The following is an 18,103-nucleotide window of genomic DNA, read 5'->3' on the forward strand; positions in this document are numbered from 1 at the left end:
CGTGGCACTCCGCACCATCGATTCCCTCGGGGATCTCCGGGGCCGCCGCGTCATCGTGCGCTGCGACCTCAACGTCCCCCTCACGGGCGGGGTGATCGGCGACGACGGCCGCATCCGCGCCTCGCTGGCGACCCTCACGGGTCTCCGCGAGGCCGGTGCCCGCGTCGTCGTGATCTCCCACCTCGGCCGCCCCGACGGCACGCCGGATGGGCAGTACAGCCTGCGTCCCGTCGCGGCCCGCCTCGGCGAGCTGCTCGGCGCGGACGTCGCGTTCGCGAGCGACACCGTGGGCGAGTCCGCCCGCGCGGCCGTCGACGCCCTCGGGGACGGCGACGTCGTCGTGCTCGAGAACCTCCGCTTCCACGCGGAGGAGACCAGCAAGGACGAGGCCGTCCGCCGCGGCTTCGCGGAGTCGCTCGCCGAGCTCGGGGACGCGTTCGTGTCCGACGGCTTCGGCGTCGTCCACCGCAAGCAGGCGAGCGTCTTCGAGCTCGCGTCGGCGCTCCCCAGCGCCGCCGGCTCGCTCATCGCGAGCGAGCTCGAGGTCCTCGACCGCCTGACGGAGAACCCGGAGCGGCCGTACACGGTCGTGCTCGGCGGATCCAAGGTGTCCGACAAGCTCGGCGTGATCGGCCACCTGCTGCCGCGCGTCGACTCGCTGCTCATCGGCGGCGGGATGCTCTTCACCTTCCTCAAGGCCCAGGGCCACGAGGTCGGCGCGAGCCTCCTCGAGGAGGACCAGCTCGAGACGGTCAAGGGCTACCTGGCCGAGGCGGAGGAGCGCGGCGTGAAGATCGTGCTCCCGACCGACGTGGTCGTCGCCGACGGGTTCTCCGCCGACGCGGCCCACGAGGTCACGCGCGCCGACGCCATCGAGGGGACGCCCGCGGGCGCGAAGGGCCTCGGGCTCGACGTCGGCCCCGAGACCGCCGACGCGTTCGCGACGATCATCCGCGGTTCCACGACGGTGTTCTGGAACGGCCCCATGGGCGTCTTCGAGCTGGAGCCGTTCGCGGCGGGCACGAGGACGGTCGCCGACGCGCTCACCCGCGTCGAGGGGCTCTCCGTGGTCGGCGGCGGCGACAGCGCCGCGGCCGTCCGCGCGCTCGGATTCGATGATGACCGCTTCGGTCACATCTCGACGGGAGGCGGCGCGAGCCTCGAGTTCCTCGAGGGGAAGCGCCTGCCGGGACTGGAGGTCCTCGGATGGCAGTGACCGATCGCCCGCAGGGGCGCACGCCCCTCATCGCGGGCAACTGGAAGATGAACCTGGACCACCTCCAGGCCATCGCCTTCGTGCAGAAGCTCGCGTGGAGCCTCAAGGACGCGAAGCACGACTACGCGGAGGCGGAGGTCGCGGTGTTCCCGCCGGCCACCGACATCCGCAGCGTGCAGACGCTCGTGTCGGCCGACAAGCTCGAGCTGGCCTACGGCGCGCAGGACGTGTCCGAGCATCAGTCGGGCGCGTACACGGGGGAGATCTCCGCGGCGTTCCTGGCGCAGCTCGCCTGCCGCTACGTCATCGTGGGCCACTCCGAGCGGCGCACGCTGCACGGCGAGACCGACGAGCAGGTGGCCGCCAAGTCCGCTGCCGCCGTGAAGCACGGCATCGTGCCGGTGATCTGCGTGGGCGAGACCGCAGCCGACCTCGAGGAGCACGGCGCCAGCGCCGTCCCCGTGGCCCAGCTGCGCGTCGCGTTCCAGGGCCTGCCGAAGGGCGCCGTCGTCGTCGTCGCCTACGAGCCGGTCTGGGCCATCGGGTCCGGCCAGGCCGCGACGCCGGAGCAGGCGCAGCAGGTTGCGGCGCCGCTCCGCGCCGTCGTCGCCGAGCTGCTGGGCGACGACGCGGCGAGGGCCACGCGCATCCTCTACGGCGGCTCGGTCAAGTCCGGCAACATCGCGGGCTTCCTCCGCGAGCCGGACGTCGACGGAGCCCTCGTCGGGGGAGCCAGTCTCGACGTGCAGGAGTTCTCCGCGATCGCGCGGTTCCGCTCGCACGTCGGCGTCTGACCCGCATCATCCCTCGAGCCGCTCGCGTCCGTCCGGGCGCGGGCGGCTCGTCGCACTCAGCCGCCCGCTATGATCGTCTATGGCCCATCGGCCGTTCACCGGTCGGACTCGGCCACAGCACCGCACCCGAAAGGCCGCACGTGGAAATCCTTCAGGTAGTCCTGCAGGTGGTTCTGGGAATCACCAGCCTCCTGCTGACCATGCTCATCCTCCTGCACAAGGGGCGGGGCGGCGGTCTGTCCGACATGTTCGGGGGCGGCACCACGTCGAGCCTCGGCTCGTCCGGCGTGGCCGAGCGGAACCTTAACCGCATCACCGTCATCCTCGGCCTCGTCTGGGTCACGTGCATCGTGGTCCTGGGGCTCATCACCAAGTTCGACACCGGATTGTAGGGAGCAGCCACATGGCATCAGGAGGAAACGCCATCCGCGGTTCGCGCGTCGGCGCGGGCCCCATGGGCGAGCAGGACCGCGGCTTCCACGCGGAGCGCATCTCGATCTCGTACTGGGACGCCCTCGGCAACGAGACCGTCCGTCACTTCGCGGCGAACCTGCCCGAGGAGGAGATCCCCGTCACGATCGACTCGCCGCAGTCGGGGCTCCCCGCCGGGCGCGACAAGGCGAACCCGCCGTCGGTCGCCAAGCTCGAGCCGTACAAGACGCACCTCGCGTACGTGAAGGAGCGTCGCAGCGAGGAGGAGGCGAGCCAGCTCCTCGAGGAGGCGCTCGACCAGCTCCGCGCCCGCCGCGGCACGGTGAAGGCCACCAAGTAGGTCTCCTACGGCACCGAGCACTGCGAACGCCCCCGACCTGAGGTCGGGGGCGTTCTGCATGTCCGCCCGCTCCGGGTGGAGCGGCTCGCTCCGGAAGGCGTCCCGCGAAGACGACGAAGGGCGGGTCCCGGAGGACCCGCCCTTGGTGTGTCGAGCGCCGGTCGGCACCGGCGCCGGCGTCAGTACGAGGAGAGCCTGAGGTTCTCCGGCACGTCCGCCGCGGCCTCGCGGTCGATGAAGAACACCGTGCGCTTGCGGCCCTTGATGCCCGCGACGGGCACCTCGATCCGGTCGGCACCCGCGAGCGCGAGGCCCAGGGCGAAGGCCTTGTCGGGACCGGCGAGCACCATCCAGATGCGCAGCGACGAGTTGAGCACCGGCAGGGTGAGCGAGATGCGCTCCGCCGGCGGCTTCGGGGAGTTGCGCACCGGGATGACCGCTGCGTCCATGGTGCGGATGCCCTCGCTGTCCGGGAAGAGCGACGCGACGTGGCCGTCCGGCCCCACACCCAGGAACGTGATGTCGAACCGGGGGAGCGAGGTGTCGCCGTTCGCGTGCGCGGCGAGCTCCGCCGTGTACGCCGCGACGGCCTCGTCGAGGCTCAGACCCGCGTCGCTGGCGCCCATGGCGTGGACGTTCTCCGCGGGCAGGTCGATGTGGTCGAGCAGCGCCGCACGCACCGTGGTGTCGTTGCGCTCGGGGTCGCCCTGGGGCAGCCACCGCTCGTCCCCGAACCAGAAGTGGACGCGGGTCCAGTCGACGCTGTCGCGCGCCGCCGACTCGTTGACGGCCGCGAGGATGCTCGGGCCGACCGTCCCCCCGGTGAGGACGACGTTGGCCGTCTCCTCCTCATCCAGGATGTCGACGAGCTTCGTGAGGAAGCGCGCGGCGACGGAGCCGGTCATGGCCTTCTTGTCGGGGTGCACGAGCACCCTGCGGTCGTTCGTCATCGGTCTCCCGAGTCCTTCCGTGCGGTGGTGGACGCGGTGATGTACCCCTGGCCCGCGGTCGACCGCTCGAGGCCGTGACGGATCACGTCGCCGTAGAGCGCGTCGGGGTCGAGGCGCCGCAGCTCCTCGGCCAGGCAGTCGCGGAGGCTCCGGCGGGGGAGGCTCACATCGTGCGTCGGCTGGTTCGGCTGCTTGAGCGTCGCCACGTTGGCGATGGGCCGGTCGAGGTCGATGACCCCGGACGCGCGGTGGAGCCGCACGCCGTGGATCCCGCTCGAGCCGGTGGCCCGGGTGGTGACCTCGTGCAGCACCGGCACCTGCAGCTGCAGCCCGAGCCATGCGGCGAGCAGCACGGTGGAGGGAGAGTCGGCGGCGCCGGACACCTCCACCTGCGTGACGGGTTCGTACGGCGGCTGGTCGAGCACCGCGGCGAGCAGCGCACGCCAGAGCGTGAGGCGCGTCCAGGCGAAGTCGGTGTCGCCGGGGGCGTACGTCGCGGCCAGGTGCTGCAGGGCCACGCGCGGGTTGCTGCTCGTGGACGAGTCCGTGATGCGGCGCTGCGCGATGCGGCCGAGCGGCGACTGGCTGACGACCGCGGGGGCGTCGTGCGGCCACCAGGCGACGACGGGCGCATCGGGGAGGAGGAGGCCCGTGACCAGGCTCTCCTCGTCCTCGGCGGCCGCGCCGTAGACGCGGAGCACGACGACCTCGCTCGCGCCGGCGTCGCCGCCCACGCGGATCTCGGCGTCGACGCGCGCCTTCTCCGTGGTGGTCTCCGCGGCGGCACCGCGCTCGGTGGAGATCACGATGACGCGCATGGGGTGCTCGCGCGACGCGTCGTTGGCGGCCTCGATGGCCTCCTCCTCGCTGCCGAGCGAGGTGGAGATCACGAGCGTCAGGACACGGCCGAGGGCGACGGCGCCGCCCTCCTCGCGGATCTTGACGAGCGCCTTCGAGATCTTGGCGGTGGTGGTGTTCGGCAGATCGACTCTCATGGCCGCCTCCAGGTCCGTCCGTCGCGGGCGAGGAGCTCGTCGGCCGAGGCCGGCCCCCAGGTGCCCGGACGGTACTGCTCGGGCTGGCCCTGCGTGCGCCAGAATTCTTCGATGGGGTCCAGGATCTTCCAGCTCAGCTCGACCTCCTGGTGGCGGGGGAAGAGCGGCGGGTCGCCGAGCAGCACGTCGAGGATGAGCCGCTCGTACGCTTCCGGGCTCGCCTCCGTGAAGGCGTGGCCGTAGCCGAAGTCCATGGTGACGTCGCGCACCTGCATCCCCGCGCCCGGCACCTTCGAGCCGAAGCGGATGGTGACGCCCTCGTCGGGCTGCACCCGGATGACGAGCGCGTTCTGGCCGAGGGCCGACGTCTGGTCCTCCGCGAACAGGTTCTGCGGAGCGCGCTTGAACACGACCGCGATCTCCGTCACGCGGCGACCGAGGCGCTTGCCCGCCCGCAGGTAGAACGGCACGCCCGACCAGCGGCGCGTGTTGATGTCGAGGCGCATGGCCGCGTAGGTCTCGGTCAGGGACTCGGGGTCCATGCCGTCCTCGTCGAGGAAGCCCACGACCTCCTCGCCGCCCTGCCACCCGCCGGCGTACTGCCCGCGCGCCGTGGCGGTGGACAGGTCCTTCGGCAGGCGCACCGCGGACAGCACCTTCTCCTTCTCGTCCCGGAGGCTCGACGCGTCGAACGCGACGGGCTCCTCCATGGCCGTGAGGGCGAGGAGCTGCAGGAGGTGGTTCTGGATCACGTCGCGGGCCGCGCCGATGCCGTCGTAGTAGCCGGCACGGCCGCCCACGCCGATGTCCTCGGCCATGGTGATCTGCACGTGGTCCACGTAGTTGGCGTTCCACAGGGGCTCGTAGAGCTGGTTCGCGAAGCGCAGCGCCAGGATGTTCTGGACCGTCTCCTTGCCGAGATAGTGGTCGATGCGGAACACCGAGTCCGGCGGGAAGACCGACTCGACGACGGCGTTGAGCTCGCGGGCCGTCTTGAGGTCGCTCCCGAAGGGCTTCTCGATGACGACGCGGCGCCAGTGGCCCTCCTTCTGGTCCGCGAGACCCGATCGGCGGAGCTGCTCGGTGACCAGCGGGAAGGACTTCGGCGGGATCGACAGGTAGAACGCGTGGTTCCCCATCGTGCCCCGCTCGCGGTCGAGCTCCTCCGTGATGTCCTTCAGCGTCTGGAACGCCTCGTCGTCGTCGAAGGTGCCCTGCACGAAGCGGATGCCCTGCGCCAGCTGGCGCCAGACGTCCTCGTCGAACTTGGTGCGCGAGTACTGCTTGACGGCCTCGTACACGACCTGCTCGAAGTCCTGGTCCTCCCAGTCCCTCCGGGCGAAGCCGATGAGCGCGAAGCCGGGGGGCAGGAGCCCCCGGTTGGCGAGGTCGTAGACGGCCGGCATCAGCTTCTTGCGCGACAGGTCACCCGTCACGCCGAAGATGATGAGGCTGCTCGGCCCCGCGATGCGGTTCAGCCGTCGATCCGACGGGATCCGCAGTGGATTGAATTCCGGGGTGATATCCACCGGCGACATGTAACTCCTCGATCTGCCGGACGGATCCGGCGATGCGGTCATTCGAGCGTCGAGAGCAGGGCCCGGGCGTCCGTGGTGGGGTCGGTCAGGTTCAGTCGCAGGACGGGACGGCCGTGCTCGGCGAGCACGGTGGCGTCGCCGGCGGCCTGCGCCTGGATGAGCTGCCCGAAGGTGAAGGGGCGGTCGGGGATCTCGAGATCCTCGGCCGCGTCCGCGGTGATCTGCAGGAACACGCCGACGGGGGTGCCGCCCTTGTGGAACTGCCCCGTGGAGTGGAGGAAGCGCGGGCCCCAGCCGAACGTGACGGGACGGCCGACCTTGCGGGCGACGGCGTCGCGGAGGCGCTCGAGCTCGGGGAGCGCGAGGCGGTCGACGAATGCCTGCACGGCGACGTAGCCCGTGGGGCCGACCTGCGCGAGCAGGGCGTCGATGGCGGAGGAGACGTCGGTCGCGCCCTCGGTGACCTCGCTCGTGCCGCGCACCTCGATGCCGTCCGTCGTGACGACGGGGGCCTCGGGCGCGGGACGGTCGTCGAGCAGGCCGCGCGCGGCGACCTTGGCGGCCTCCACGTCGGGCTGGTCGAAGGGGTTGATCTCCAGCAGGCGGCCCGCGACGGCGACGGCGTACTCCCACGTGAGGATCTGCGCGCCGAGCGTGCCGCTGATGACGATCTCGCCGTCGGCCGCGTCGTGCGCGTCGACGTCGGCGACGAGCCGCGCGATCTGCAGGTCGGCGAGCCCGAGGCCCAGCTCGGGGGCGTCGGTCGGCAGCACGACGGGCAGGAGGCCCGTGCCGAGCTTGCCGGTGGACTCCGCGATGAGCTGCTCGACCCAGTCGCCGAAGCCCACGATGTGCGTGCCGTCGGAGACGATGCCGAGCTTGTCCTTGAGCGGCGAGGTGCCGGCGATCGCGGCGCCGAGCACGAGGCCCGGGTTCGAGACGTCGTCGACGGCGAGCTGCGCGGAGGCTGCCTCCGCCTCGTCGAGCAGGCCGCCGATGTCGGCGCCGGCGAGGCCGGACGGCACGAGGCCGAACGCGGTCAGCGCGCTGTAGCGGCCGCCCACGTCGGGGTCGGCGTTGAAGACGCGGTACCCGTCGGCGCGGGCCGACTCGTCGAGCGGGGAGCCCGGGTCGGTCACGATGACGATGCGCGCGGTCGGGTCGATGCCGGCCTCGCGGAACGACTTCTCGTACACGCGCTTCTGGCTGTCCGTCTCGAGCGTGGAGCCGGACTTGGAGGAGATGACGACGGCCGTCGTGGCGAGGCGGTCGGCGAGCGCGGCGAGCACCTGGCCCGGGTCGGTCGAGTCGAGGACCGTGAGCTCGACGCCCGCGGTGCGCGTGATGACCTCGGGCGCGAGCGAGGATCCGCCCATGCCCCCGAGGACGATGTGGTCGACGCCCTGGCCGCGGAGCTCCTCGCGGAGCGCGGTGATCTCGGCGACGAGGGGACGCGAGACGGAGACCGCCTGGGTCCAGCCGAGGCGCTTGGTGGCCTCGGACTCGGCGTCGGGGCCCCAGAGGGTTCCGTCGAGCCCCGTGATGCCGGACGCGACGTGCGCCTCGACGAGCGCGGGCACGTGGGTCTCGACGGCCGTGGCCGCCGCGCCGCTCAGCGCGATGCGGACGCTCACTTGGCGCCGTCCAGGGCGGTCGTGACGGTCTCGATGAGCTCGCTCCACGACACCTTGAACTTCTCGACGCCCTCCTTCTCGAGGAGCTCGGTGACCTCCTTGTAGGAGATGCCCAGCGCGTCGACCTGGTTGAGGACCTCGTTCGCGGCGTCGTAGGAGCCCGTGATCGTGTCGCCCTCGATGACGCCGTGGTCGAACGTGGCGTCGAGCGTCTTCTCCGGCATCGTGTTGACGACGTCCGCGGCCACGAGCTGCGTCACGTAGAGGGTGTCGGGCAGGTCAGGGCTCTTGACGCCCGTCGACGCCCAGAGGGGGCGCTGCTTGTTGGCGCCGGCGCCGAGGAGGCCCTGGGCCCGCTCGGACGCGAAGGACTGCTCGAAGGCCTGGTAGGCGAGCTGCGCGTTGGCGACGCCGGCCTTGCTCTTGAGCGCGGCGGCCTCGTCGGTGCCGACCGCGTTGAGGCGCTTGTCGATCTCGGTGTCGACGCGCGACACGAAGAAGGAGGCGACCGAGTGGATGGTCGACAGGTCGATGCCCGCCGCCTTGGCCTTCTCGAGGCCGGTGAGGTACGCGTTGATGACCTCGCGGTAGCGCTCGAGCGAGAAGATCAGGGTCACGTTGACGCTGATGCCGGCGCCGATGACCTCGGTGATCGCCTCGAGGCCCTCGCGGGTCGCGGGGATCTTGATCATGACGTTCGGCTCGGCGATCTTGTCCCAGAGCTTGTGGGCCTCGTCGATGGTCGCCTGCGTGTCGTTGGCGAAGTCGGGGGAGACCTCGATGGAGACGCGGCCGTCGAAGCCGGCGGTGCGGTCGTAGACCGGGCGGAAGATGCGCGCGGCCTCGCCGACGTCGCGGGTGGTGATCTCGAAGACCGCGCGGTCGACGTCGGCTCCGTCGGCCGCGAGCTCGCGGACCTGGGCGTCGTACGCCTCGCCCTTGGCGAGCGCCGACGCGAAGATGGTGGGGTTCGTCGTGATGCCGACGACGTCGCGCTCGGCGATCACCTTCTCGATGCCCTTGGCATCGATGCGCTCGCGGGACAGGTCGTCGAGCCAGATGCTGACGCCCGCGGCGGAGAGCTGCGCGGTGGGGGAAGTGGTGTCGGTCATGTTGCCTTCTTCTCGCTGGTTGTGAGGTTCGGGGGAGGGGCGCACGCGTGCGCCCCTCCGGGTGCCCGACCGGACCGCCTTCGCAGGCGTGCCGGTCAGGGCGGGCCGGCGGGGAGCGGAGCAGCTCGGCCGCCCCGCTCCTCGTCAGCTTCTAGAGGGAGGCGATGGACTCCTTGGCCGCCTTCACGACGGCCTCCGTGGTGATGCCGAACTCGCGGTACAGGACCTCGTACTCGGCGCTGGCGCCGAAGTGCTCGATCGAGATGCTGCGGCCGTGGTGCCCGACGTACTGCTTCCAGGAGAGCGAGATGCCCGCCTCGACGGAGACGCGCGCGGCGACCGCCTCGGGGAGCACGTGCTCCTTGTACGCGGCGTCCTGCTCCTCGAACCACTCGAGGCTCGGGGCGCTGACGACGCGGGCCTGGACGCCGTCCGCGGCGAGGGCCTCGCGGGCCTCGATGGCGAACTGGACCTCGGAGCCCGTGGCGATCAGGATCACGTCGGGCGTGCCCTCGGTGTCGGCCAGGATGTACGCGCCCTTGGACACGCCGGCGGCCGAGGCGAACTCGGTGGCCGTCGCGTCGCCCGCGCCGCGCTCCAGGACCGGGAGGTTCTGGCGCGAGAGCGCCAGGCCCGCGGGGCCCATGCGACGCGTGAGGATCGTCTTCCACGCCTGCGCGGTCTCGTTGGCGTCCGCGGGGCGGATGACGTCGAGGCCCGGGATGGTGCGGAGGCTGGCGAGCTGCTCCACCGGCTGGTGCGTCGGGCCGTCGCCGCCGAGGGCGACGGAGTCGTGCGTCCAGACGAAGATCGACGGCGCCTTCATGAGCGCGGCGAGACGGACCGCCGGGCGCATGTAGTCGCTGAAGATGAGGAACGTGCCGCCGAAGGGGCGCGTGTTGCCGTGCAGGACGATGCCGTTGAGGATCGCGCCCATGGCGTGCTCGCGGATGCCGAAGTGGAGGACGCGGCCGTACGGGTCGCCCTTCCACATGTCGGTGGAGCGCTCGGCGGGGACGAAGGACGGCGCCGACTCGATGGTCGTGTTGTTCGACTCGGCGAGGTCAGCGGAGCCGCCCCACAGCTCGGGCATGACCTCGGCGATGGCGTTGATGACCTTGCCGGACGCGGCGCGCGTCGAGACGTCCTTGCCCGCGGGGAACACGGGGAGCGCCTCGTCGAGGCCCTCCGGGGCGTCGCCGGCGAGGACGCGGTCGAGCAGCGTCTTGCGCTCGGGGTTCGCCTCGGCCCACGCGGCGAGCTTCTCGTCCCACTCGCGGTGCTGCTGCTGGCCGCGCTCGACGGCCTGGCGGGTGTGCTCGAGGACGCCGTCCGGCACCTCGAAGCTCTTCTCGGGGTCGAAGCCGACGATCTGCTTGACGGCCGCGAGCTCCTCGGCGCCGAGCGCCGAGCCGTGGATCTTGCCCGAGTTCTGCTTCTTCGGGGAGGGCCAGCCGATGATCGTCTTGAGGATGATGAGCGACGGCTTGCGCGTCTCGGCCTTGGCGGCCTCGACGGCGTCGAACAGCTCCTGCACGTCCTCGACGTACTCGCCGGTCTTCTTCCAGTCGACGTGCTGCACGTGCCAGCCGTAGGCCTCGTAGCGCGCGGCGACGTCCTCGGTGAAGGCGATGTCGGTGTCGTCCTCGATCGAGATCTGGTTGCTGTCGTAGATCGCGATGAGGTTGCCGAGCTCCTGGTGCCCCGCGAGGGAGGAGGCCTCGGAGGTGATGCCCTCCTGCATGTCGCCGTCGCCGGCGATCACGTACACGAAGTGGTCGAAGGGGCTCTCGCCCGCGGGCGTCTCCGGGTCGAACAGGCCGCGCTCGTAGCGGGCGGCGTAGGCGAAGCCGACGGAGGAGGCGAGGCCCTGGCCGAGGGGGCCGGTGGTGATCTCGACGCCGTCGGTGTGGCCGTACTCGGGGTGACCCGGGGTCTTGGAGTCCCACGTGCGGAGGGCCTGGAGGTCCTCGATCTCGAGGCCGTAGCCGCCGAGGAAGAACTGCGTGTACTGCGTGAGCGAGCTGTGGCCCACCGAGAGGATGAACCGGTCGCGACCGATCCAGGTGCTGTCGGACGGGTCGCGGCGCATGACCTTCTGGAACAGGAGGTAGGCCGCCGGGGCCAGGCTCATGGCGGTGCCGGGGTGACCGTTTCCGACCTTCTCCACCGCGTCCGCGGCGAGGATCCGTGCGGTGTCGACCGCCTTGCTGTCGATGGGGTCCCATTGCAATGCTGCCACTTGGTTCTAGCCCTTCTGAAGATGGGGGAGGCCCAGCCGGACCGCCTATCAGTATAGGGAACACCCACCTGGCCCCAGGTGTTCCGAGCCCGTCGCGACGGGCCCGACGCGGCTCGGCTCGCAGGGGCCGTGGCCTACCATGGGGAGGGAATGTCCGGCGAGTTAGAGGTGCGATGAACGTTGCGGTGCAGAGTCGGGTCGATCGGGAGACGATCGGCGTGGCGAGGAAGACCAAGGCGTACGTCGCACTGACGAAGCCGCGCGTGATCGAGCTCCTGCTCGTGACCACCGCGCCCGTCATGATCCTCGCCCAGGGCGGGTGGCCGAACCCCTGGCTGATCCTCGGCGTCCTCGTCGGCGGCACGCTCAGCGCGGGCAGCGCCAACGCGTTCAACTGCTACATCGACCGCGACATCGACCGCGTCATGAAGCGCACGCAGCGCCGGCCCCTGGTGACGGGGGAGCTGTCGGACCGCCAGGCCCTCGTCTTCGCCTGGATCATCGGCGTGGCCAGCATCGTGTGGCTCGGTGTCATCTCCAACTGGCTGGCCGCGGCGCTCTCGCTCGCCGCCATCCTCTTCTACGTGTTCGTCTACACGCTGTGGCTGAAGCGCCGCACGCCGCAGAACATCGTCTGGGGCGGCGCCGCCGGGTGCATGCCCGTGCTGATCGGCTGGGCGGCCGTCACGGGGGACATCTCCTGGGCGCCCGTGATCCTCTTCATGATCGTGTTCCTCTGGACACCGCCGCACTACTGGCCGCTCTCCATGAAGTACCGCGACGACTACGCCTCGGTGAACGTGCCCATGCTCGCCGTCGTCCGCGGCCGGGCCGCCGTGGGCCTGCAGACCATCCTCTACGCGTGGGCCACGCTCGCCTGCTCGCTGCTGCTCATCCCCGTCGCGGGCATGGGCCTCGTGTACGCGCTCGCCGCGCTCGCGGGCGGCGGCTGGTTCGTCTACGAGACGCACCGCCTGTACGACCTCGCGGTGCGCCACGAGCCCATCAAGCCGATGCGCGTGTTCCACGCGTCCATCTCCTACCTCTCCCTGCTCTTCCTCGCGGTGGGCATCGACCCGCTGCTGCCCTTCTGATCGCGGCGGTGGGGCGCCGCCCCTGCTGATGACCGCGTCCCCGCGCCGGATCGACACGGTGCGGGCCTCGACGCCCTGACGGGCCGGCGACGGCGCTGCCGACGCGGCCGACGGGGGGCATGCTTGCCCGTGACCGACGGGGGCGGACCGGGATCCCGACGCGGGCGGGCGGATCAGATCCGCCGACCGCGCTCCGGCGCCGGACGCGACGACGCCCGCCGCGAGCGGGGTTCGGGCGGGCGTCGGCGGGACCGTCGGGGGATCACCCCACGTGGGCGGAGCGCCGCACCTCCGCGGGCGTGAGCCGGATGACGTCCGCGCGTCGCGTGGTGCTCAGCAGCGTGGCCGTCATGGCGGACGCCAGCAGGCACGCCAGGACCATGTGCAGCCCCACGAGGAACTCGGGGAGGCCCGTCCGCGCCTGGATGAGGCCCACGGCGATCTGCGCGAGCTCGGCGGAGAGCAGCACCCGGGTCCAGCGCGAGACGGCCGTCCAGCCGTTGCGCGCCGCGATGACCACGAGGGCGATCGTGAGGCCGAAGGTCGTGTAGGCCGGCCAGCTGTGGACGTGCTGCAGCAGCTCCGGGTCGAGCCCGTTGCGCGCCGCCCCCTGGTCGCCGGCGTGGGGGCCGGATCCGGTGACGACGATGCCCACCAGGATCGTGATGCCCACGACCACGGCGGTGATCCGGGCGAGGACCAGGAACGAGGACGGGACCGAGCGCTCGGCCTCGTCCAGCGGGTGGTAGGTGCGCCATACGAGCACGGTGGACAGCACGACGAGCACCGCCGACACGACGAAGTGCAGGCCGACGATGTAGGGGTTCAGCCCGGTGAGCACCGTGATCCCGCCGATGACGCCCTGCGCGGGGATGCCGAGGCCGATGGCGAGCGCGATCGAGAAGAGCCCGCGTCCGCGGTTCCGCAGGCGGAGCACGGCGAGGAAGGTGGCGATCGCCACGATCACCAGCACGAAGGTGAGCAGGCGGTTGCCGAACTCGATGATCCCGTGCACGCCCATCTCGGGCGTCGAGACGAAGGAGTCGGCGGTGCACCTCGGCCAGGTGGGGCAGCCGAGGCCCGAACCCGTGAGCCGGACGAGCCCGCCCGTGCCGACCACGAGCGTCTGCACGACGAGCGTCGTCCAGACGAGGACGCGCGTGGCCCGCGTGATCCCGTCCGGCAGCCGCTCCCGCAGCCGCCTCGTGACCATGAGGGTCTGACCTAGCACGCTCCCACTGGGAGACTGCCCCGCATCGGTGCCGTGAGTCACTGCCTGCCTTCCGTGCCCGCTGGATTGCCCGTAGAATCGGGTGGTTCGTGGAACACGTCGGGTCTTGCAGCATCCGGCACGTCGGCGAGGACGGCGGGAACAAGTCCACCCGCGTTCCTGTTCATCCTAAGAGGGGCGCGGGGCGTCAAGCCGCCGCATCCCGGACACCCACAGTCTTCCTCTCGTCACCGAAGCGGCGTCGCCGTGCGGGAGGCACATGCCGATACGGCGCTGATACGCCCAGATCGTCAGGAAAGCAGGTAGCCATGTCAGATGTGCTCATCGACCGACCGGAGCTCGAGAGCCTGGGGCAGTACGAGTTCGGCTGGTCCGACTCGGACGTCGCCGGCGCCTCGGCCAAGCGCGGCATCTCCCCCCAGGTCGTCGCGGACATCTCGCGGCGCAAGGACGAGCCCGAGTGGATGCTCGCCAACCGCATGAAGGGCTACGAGCTCTTCGGCAAGAAGCCCATGCCGACGTGGGGCGCCGATCTCTCCGGCATCGACTTCGACAACATCAAGTACTTCGTGCGCTCCACGGAGAAGCAGGCCCAGACGTGGGAGGACCTGCCCGACGACATCAAGAACACGTACGAGCGGCTCGGCATCCCCGAGGCGGAGCGCCAGCGCCTCGTCTCCGGCGTCGCGGCCCAATACGAGTCCGAGGTCGTCTTCCACTCCATCCAGAAGGAGCTCGAGGACCAGGGCGTCATCTTCATGGACACCGACACGGCGCTCCGCGAGCACCCGGAGTTGTTCAAGGAGTACTTCGGCACCGTGATCCCCGCGGGGGACAACAAGTTCGCCGCGCTGAACACGGCCGTCTGGTCCGGCGGATCGTTCGTGTACGTGCCCAAGGGCGTGCACGTCGAGATCCCGCTGCAGGCGTACTTCCGCATCAACACCGAGAACATGGGCCAGTTCGAGCGGACGCTGATCATCGCGGACGAGGGCAGCTACGTCCACTACATCGAGGGCTGCACGGCCCCCATCTACAAGTCCGACTCGCTGCACTCCGCGGTCGTCGAGATCATCGTGAAGAAGGACGCTCGCGTCCGCTACACGACCATCCAGAACTGGTCGAACAACGTCTACAACCTCGTCACCAAGCGCGCCACGGCGGCCGAGGGCGCGACCATGGAGTGGATCGACGGCAACATCGGCTCCAAGGTCACGATGAAGTACCCCTCCATCTACCTCATGGGCGAGCGCGCCAAGGGCGAGACCCTCTCGGTCGCCTTCGCGGGCCCCGGCCAGCACCAGGACGCCGGCGCGAAGATGGTGCACATGGCGCCGTACACGCAGTCGTCGATCGTCTCGAAGTCGATCGCGCGCGGCGGCGGCCGGGCCGGCTACCGCGGCGAGATCCGCGTGGACGCGGCGGCGCACCACTCCGCCAACACCGTCCGCTGCGACGCCCTGCTGGTCGACACCATCTCCCGCTCGGACACGTACCCCGCGATCGACATCCGCGTGGACGACGTGCAGCTCGGCCACGAGGCCACGGTCTCGCGCGTCAGCGAGGAGCAGCTGTTCTACCTGATGAGCCGGGGCATGCCCGAGGACGAGGCCATGGCCATGATCGTCCGCGGCTTCATCGAGCCCATCGCCCGAGAGCTGCCCATGGAGTACGCGCTCGAACTCAACAAGCTCATCGAGATGGGCATGGAAGGATCCGTCGGCTAGATGACGACCCCACTCGCCACCACAGAAGCCCCCGTCCCCGCCGACCAGCACGGCGCCCGGGCGCACACCGACGGAGGGTGGGCGACCGTCCCCATCCAGACGCGCTCCGAGCGCTTCACGTCCACGGACGTCGAGGCGTTCGAGGCCGTGACCGGCCGCGAGGCCGTCTGGAAGCTGACGCCCGTCCGCCGGCTCGACGACCTCATCGCCGGTCCGCTCGACGGCTCGCGCTACCCGGTGACCAGCTCCGAGGCCGCGGGCACGTCCGTCTCCTGGATCCCCCGGGATGACGCGCGCGTAGGCACCGCGGGAGCCCCCGAGGACCGCGCCCAGGCCAACGCCTGGTCGTCCTTCGGCGAGGCGCTCGCCATCGACGTCACGGGGGAGGAGCGGGTCATCGTCACGGTCGGCCGCTCCGAGCTCGGCTCCGCGCCCCGCGCCGCGCACACCGTCATCACGGCGGCGCCCTTCAGCCGCGGCGTCGTCATCCTCGACAACGCCGGATCGGCGTCCCTCGCCGAGAACGTCGAGATCGTCGTCGGCGACCAGGCCGAGCTCACCGTCGTCACCGTCCAGCAGTGGGACGACGAGGCGCGCCACCTCGCGGCGCACCAGGCCGTCGTCGGCCGCGACGCCAAGCTCAAGCACGTGGTGGTGACGCTCGGCGGATCCATCGTCCGGGTCAACCCCTCCGCCCACCTCTCGAACGAGGGCGCCGACGGCGAGCTGCTCGGCGTGTACTTCGCCGACGCGGGCCAGCACCTCGAGCAGCAGGTGTACGTCGACCACGACGCGCCGAACACCCGCAGCCGCGTCACGTACAAGGGCGCGCTGCAGGGGAAGGGCGCCCGCACGGTCTGGATCGGCGACGTCCTCATCCGCCGCTCCGCGCCCGGCACCGACAGCTACGAGCAGAACCGCAACCTCGTCCTCACGGACGGCACGCGCGCCGACTCCGTCCCGAACCTCGAGATCGAGACCGGCGACATCGCCGGCGCCGGCCACGCGAGCGCCACGGGCCGCTTCGACGACGAGCAGCTGTTCTACCTGCAGGCCCGTGGCATCACGGAGGAGGAGGCCAGGCGCCTCGTCGTGCGCGGGTTCCTCAGCGAGATCGTGCAGCAGATCGGCGTCCCCGACCTCGAGGAACGGCTCCAGGCCGCCATCGAGGCCGAGCTGTCCACCCCCGCGGCCGGGACGGTCGCGCGATGACCGCCGTCCGCATCTGCGCCGTCGACGAGCTCGGCGAGAACGAGGCGCTCCGCATCGAGATCGAGGGCCTCGCCATCGCTCTCGTGAAGGACTCCTCCGGCACGGTGCACGCCATCGGCGACACCTGTACGCACGGCGACATCTCGCTGGCCGAGGGCTTCGTCGAGGGCGACACCCTGGAGTGCTGGGCCCACGGCTCCAAGTTCTCCCTCGAGACGGGAAAGCCGCGCACGCTGCCGGCCTACGAGCCCGTCCCCGTCTACCCCGTGTCGATCGTGGACGGCGACATCCACATCGACACCACCCCGAAGAGCTAGAGGAACCGCACGCATGTCAACTCTCACCATCACCGACCTGCACGTCAGCGTCGACACCGAGCAGGGTCGCAAGCAGATCCTCAAGGGCGTCGACCTCACGATCAACGAGGGCGAGATCCACGCGATCATGGGCCCCAACGGCTCGGGCAAGTCCACGCTGGCGTACACGATCTCGGGTCACCCCAAGTACCACGTCGACTCCGGCTCCATCACGCTCGACGGCGTCGAGGTCCTCGACATGACGGTCGACGAGCGCGCCCGCGCGGGCCTGTTCCTCGCCATGCAGTACCCGGTCGAGATCCCCGGCGTCACCACCACCAACTTCCTCCGCACCGCGAAGACCGCGATCGACGGCGAGGCCCCGGCCATCCGCGGCTGGATCAAGGACGTCCGCACCTCGATGGCGGCGCTCAAGATGGACCCCGCATTCGCCGAGCGCAACGTCAACGAGGGCTTCTCCGGCGGCGAGAAGAAGCGCAACGAGGTCCTCCAGCTCGAGCTGCTGAAGCCGAAGTTCGCGGTGCTCGACGAGACCGACTCCGGCCTCGACGTCGACGCGCTCAAGATCGTCTCCGAGGGCGTCAACCGCGCGAAGGCGAACACGGGCCTCGGGCTCCTGCTCATCACGCACTACACGCGCATCCTCCGTTACATCCAGCCCGACTTCGTGCACGTCTTCGTCGCGGGCCGCGTCGCCGAGCAGGGCGGCCGCGAGCTGGCCGACCGCCTCGAGGAGGAGGGCTACGACCGCTTCCTGGCGCCCTCCACCACGGTGACGGCGTGAGCACGCAGAGCACGCTGACCCCGCAGAAGTTCGACGAGGTCGAGGAGGCGCTCAAGGACGTCATGGATCCCGAGCTCGGGATCAACGTGGTCGACCTGGGGCTCATCTACGACCTGGCGTGGGACGACGAGAACGACGCGCTCATCATCCACATGACGCTGACGTCGGCCGGCTGCCCGCTGACCGACGTGCTCGAGGAGCAGACGGCCGAGGCGCTCGACGGCGTCGTGGCCGCGTTCCGCATCAACTGGGTGTGGATGCCGCCGTGGGGTCCCGATCGGATCACCGACGACGGCCGCGACATGATGCGGGCACTCGGCTTCTCCATGTGATCACCGCTCCACCCGCCCGACCACGACGGCCCCACCCGCTCCCGGGTGGGGCCGTCGCCGCGTCGCCCGGCCGCCCGGGGAGGCCTGCGGCGCCGCCGTCTCGTACACTGGACCGGTCGGGTCCGATGGACGCCCTCGACCGACCGGGCTCGA

At 70.8% G+C, this 18,103-nt stretch carries 17 protein-coding genes; 10 read left to right on the forward strand and 7 right to left on the reverse strand.

Going from position 1 to position 18,103, the window contains the following annotated elements; genetic code table 11:
- Position 1 precedes the first annotated feature (1 nt).
- The 4 genes from B5P21_RS08270 to B5P21_RS08285 all read left to right on the forward strand — a co-directional run bounded on the left by B5P21_RS08270 (position 2) and on the right by B5P21_RS08285 (position 2,782).
- Complete coding sequence (locus tag B5P21_RS08270; protein WP_045528126.1) at positions 2-1,216, forward strand: phosphoglycerate kinase; 1,215 nt, start codon at positions 2-4, stop codon at positions 1,214-1,216.
- Complete coding sequence (gene tpiA / locus B5P21_RS08275) at positions 1,207-2,010, forward strand: triose-phosphate isomerase (protein ID WP_045528124.1); 804 nt, start codon at positions 1,207-1,209, stop codon at positions 2,008-2,010. The genes B5P21_RS08270 and tpiA overlap by 10 nt, the downstream gene beginning before the upstream one ends.
- Before the next feature lie 140 nt (positions 2,011-2,150).
- Positions 2,151-2,402 carry a preprotein translocase subunit SecG gene (secG, locus tag B5P21_RS08280; RefSeq protein WP_012038429.1) on the forward strand — a complete coding sequence of 84 codons (252 nt, stop codon included), beginning with the start codon at positions 2,151-2,153 and terminating at the stop codon, positions 2,400-2,402.
- Positions 2,403-2,413: 11 nt separating this feature from the next.
- Positions 2,414-2,782 (forward strand): RNA polymerase-binding protein RbpA, encoded by a 369-nt coding sequence (locus B5P21_RS08285; protein ID WP_094171019.1) that lies wholly within the window; start codon positions 2,414-2,416, stop codon positions 2,780-2,782.
- A 179-nt stretch (positions 2,783-2,961) separates the two neighbouring features.
- Here B5P21_RS08285 and pgl read toward each other — a convergent pair whose 3' ends face one another.
- The 6 genes from pgl to tkt all read right to left on the reverse strand — a co-directional run bounded on the left by pgl (position 2,962) and on the right by tkt (position 11,253).
- Positions 2,962-3,732, reverse strand: a complete 771-nt coding sequence (gene pgl, locus B5P21_RS08290; protein ID WP_045528122.1) for a 6-phosphogluconolactonase — start codon at positions 3,730-3,732, stop codon at positions 2,962-2,964.
- On the reverse strand, positions 3,729-4,727 hold the full coding sequence (locus B5P21_RS08295; protein ID WP_015490408.1) for a glucose-6-phosphate dehydrogenase assembly protein OpcA: 999 nt from the start codon (positions 4,725-4,727) through the stop codon (positions 3,729-3,731). The genes pgl and B5P21_RS08295 overlap by 4 nt, the downstream gene beginning before the upstream one ends.
- Complete coding sequence (gene zwf, locus B5P21_RS08300) at positions 4,724-6,265, reverse strand: glucose-6-phosphate dehydrogenase (protein WP_012038425.1); 1,542 nt, start codon at positions 6,263-6,265, stop codon at positions 4,724-4,726. Before zwf ends, B5P21_RS08295 begins: the two co-directional genes overlap by 4 nt.
- 38 nt (positions 6,266-6,303) lie before the next feature.
- A complete protein-coding gene (locus tag B5P21_RS08305; protein WP_094171020.1) occupies positions 6,304-7,899 on the reverse strand; it encodes a glucose-6-phosphate isomerase in 1,596 nt (531 codons plus the stop codon).
- Positions 7,896-9,011, reverse strand: coding sequence for a transaldolase (tal, locus tag B5P21_RS08310; protein ID WP_094171021.1), 1,116 nt, complete (start codon positions 9,009-9,011; stop codon positions 7,896-7,898). Before tal ends, B5P21_RS08305 begins: the two co-directional genes overlap by 4 nt.
- A 151-nt stretch (positions 9,012-9,162) precedes the next feature.
- Positions 9,163-11,253 (reverse strand): transketolase, encoded by a 2,091-nt coding sequence (gene tkt, locus B5P21_RS08315; RefSeq protein ID WP_094171022.1) that lies wholly within the window; start codon positions 11,251-11,253, stop codon positions 9,163-9,165.
- 173 nt (positions 11,254-11,426) lie between these two features.
- Here tkt and B5P21_RS08320 point away from each other — a divergent pair, with 173 nt between their 5' ends.
- Entirely contained in the window at positions 11,427-12,347 is a 921-nt protein-coding gene (locus B5P21_RS08320) for a heme o synthase (RefSeq protein ID WP_045528113.1), read from the forward strand.
- Positions 12,348-12,609: 262 nt separating this feature from the next.
- Here B5P21_RS08320 and B5P21_RS08325 read toward each other — a convergent pair whose 3' ends face one another.
- Positions 12,610-13,620, reverse strand: coding sequence for a COX15/CtaA family protein (locus tag B5P21_RS08325; protein WP_094171023.1), 1,011 nt, complete (start codon positions 13,618-13,620; stop codon positions 12,610-12,612).
- A 266-nt stretch (positions 13,621-13,886) separates the two neighbouring features.
- Here B5P21_RS08325 and sufB point away from each other — a divergent pair, with 266 nt between their 5' ends.
- The 5 genes from sufB to B5P21_RS08350 are packed head-to-tail and all read left to right on the forward strand — an operon-like array spanning position 13,887 to position 17,950.
- Positions 13,887-15,305: a Fe-S cluster assembly protein SufB gene (sufB, locus tag B5P21_RS08330; protein WP_045528109.1), complete on the forward strand. Its 1,419-nt coding sequence runs from the start codon at positions 13,887-13,889 to the stop codon at positions 15,303-15,305.
- A complete protein-coding gene (gene sufD, locus B5P21_RS08335; protein ID WP_094171024.1) occupies positions 15,306-16,517 on the forward strand; it encodes a Fe-S cluster assembly protein SufD in 1,212 nt (403 codons plus the stop codon).
- On the forward strand, positions 16,514-16,834 hold the full coding sequence (locus B5P21_RS08340) for a non-heme iron oxygenase ferredoxin subunit (RefSeq protein ID WP_045528105.1): 321 nt from the start codon (positions 16,514-16,516) through the stop codon (positions 16,832-16,834). The genes sufD and B5P21_RS08340 overlap by 4 nt, the downstream gene beginning before the upstream one ends.
- 13 nt (positions 16,835-16,847) lie before the next feature.
- The gene (gene sufC / locus B5P21_RS08345) at positions 16,848-17,618 is read left to right on the forward strand and encodes a Fe-S cluster assembly ATPase SufC (protein WP_045528103.1); all 771 of its coding nucleotides are present in this window, start codon (positions 16,848-16,850) and stop codon (positions 17,616-17,618) included.
- Positions 17,615-17,950 carry a metal-sulfur cluster assembly factor gene (locus B5P21_RS08350; RefSeq protein ID WP_012299299.1) on the forward strand — a complete coding sequence of 112 codons (336 nt, stop codon included), beginning with the start codon at positions 17,615-17,617 and terminating at the stop codon, positions 17,948-17,950. Before sufC ends, B5P21_RS08350 begins: the two co-directional genes overlap by 4 nt.
- Positions 17,951-18,103 lie beyond the last annotated feature (153 nt).

This window comes from Clavibacter michiganensis subsp. insidiosus, assembly GCF_002240565.1.
GTDB classification, from domain to species: domain Bacteria; phylum Actinomycetota; class Actinomycetes; order Actinomycetales; family Microbacteriaceae; genus Clavibacter; species Clavibacter insidiosus.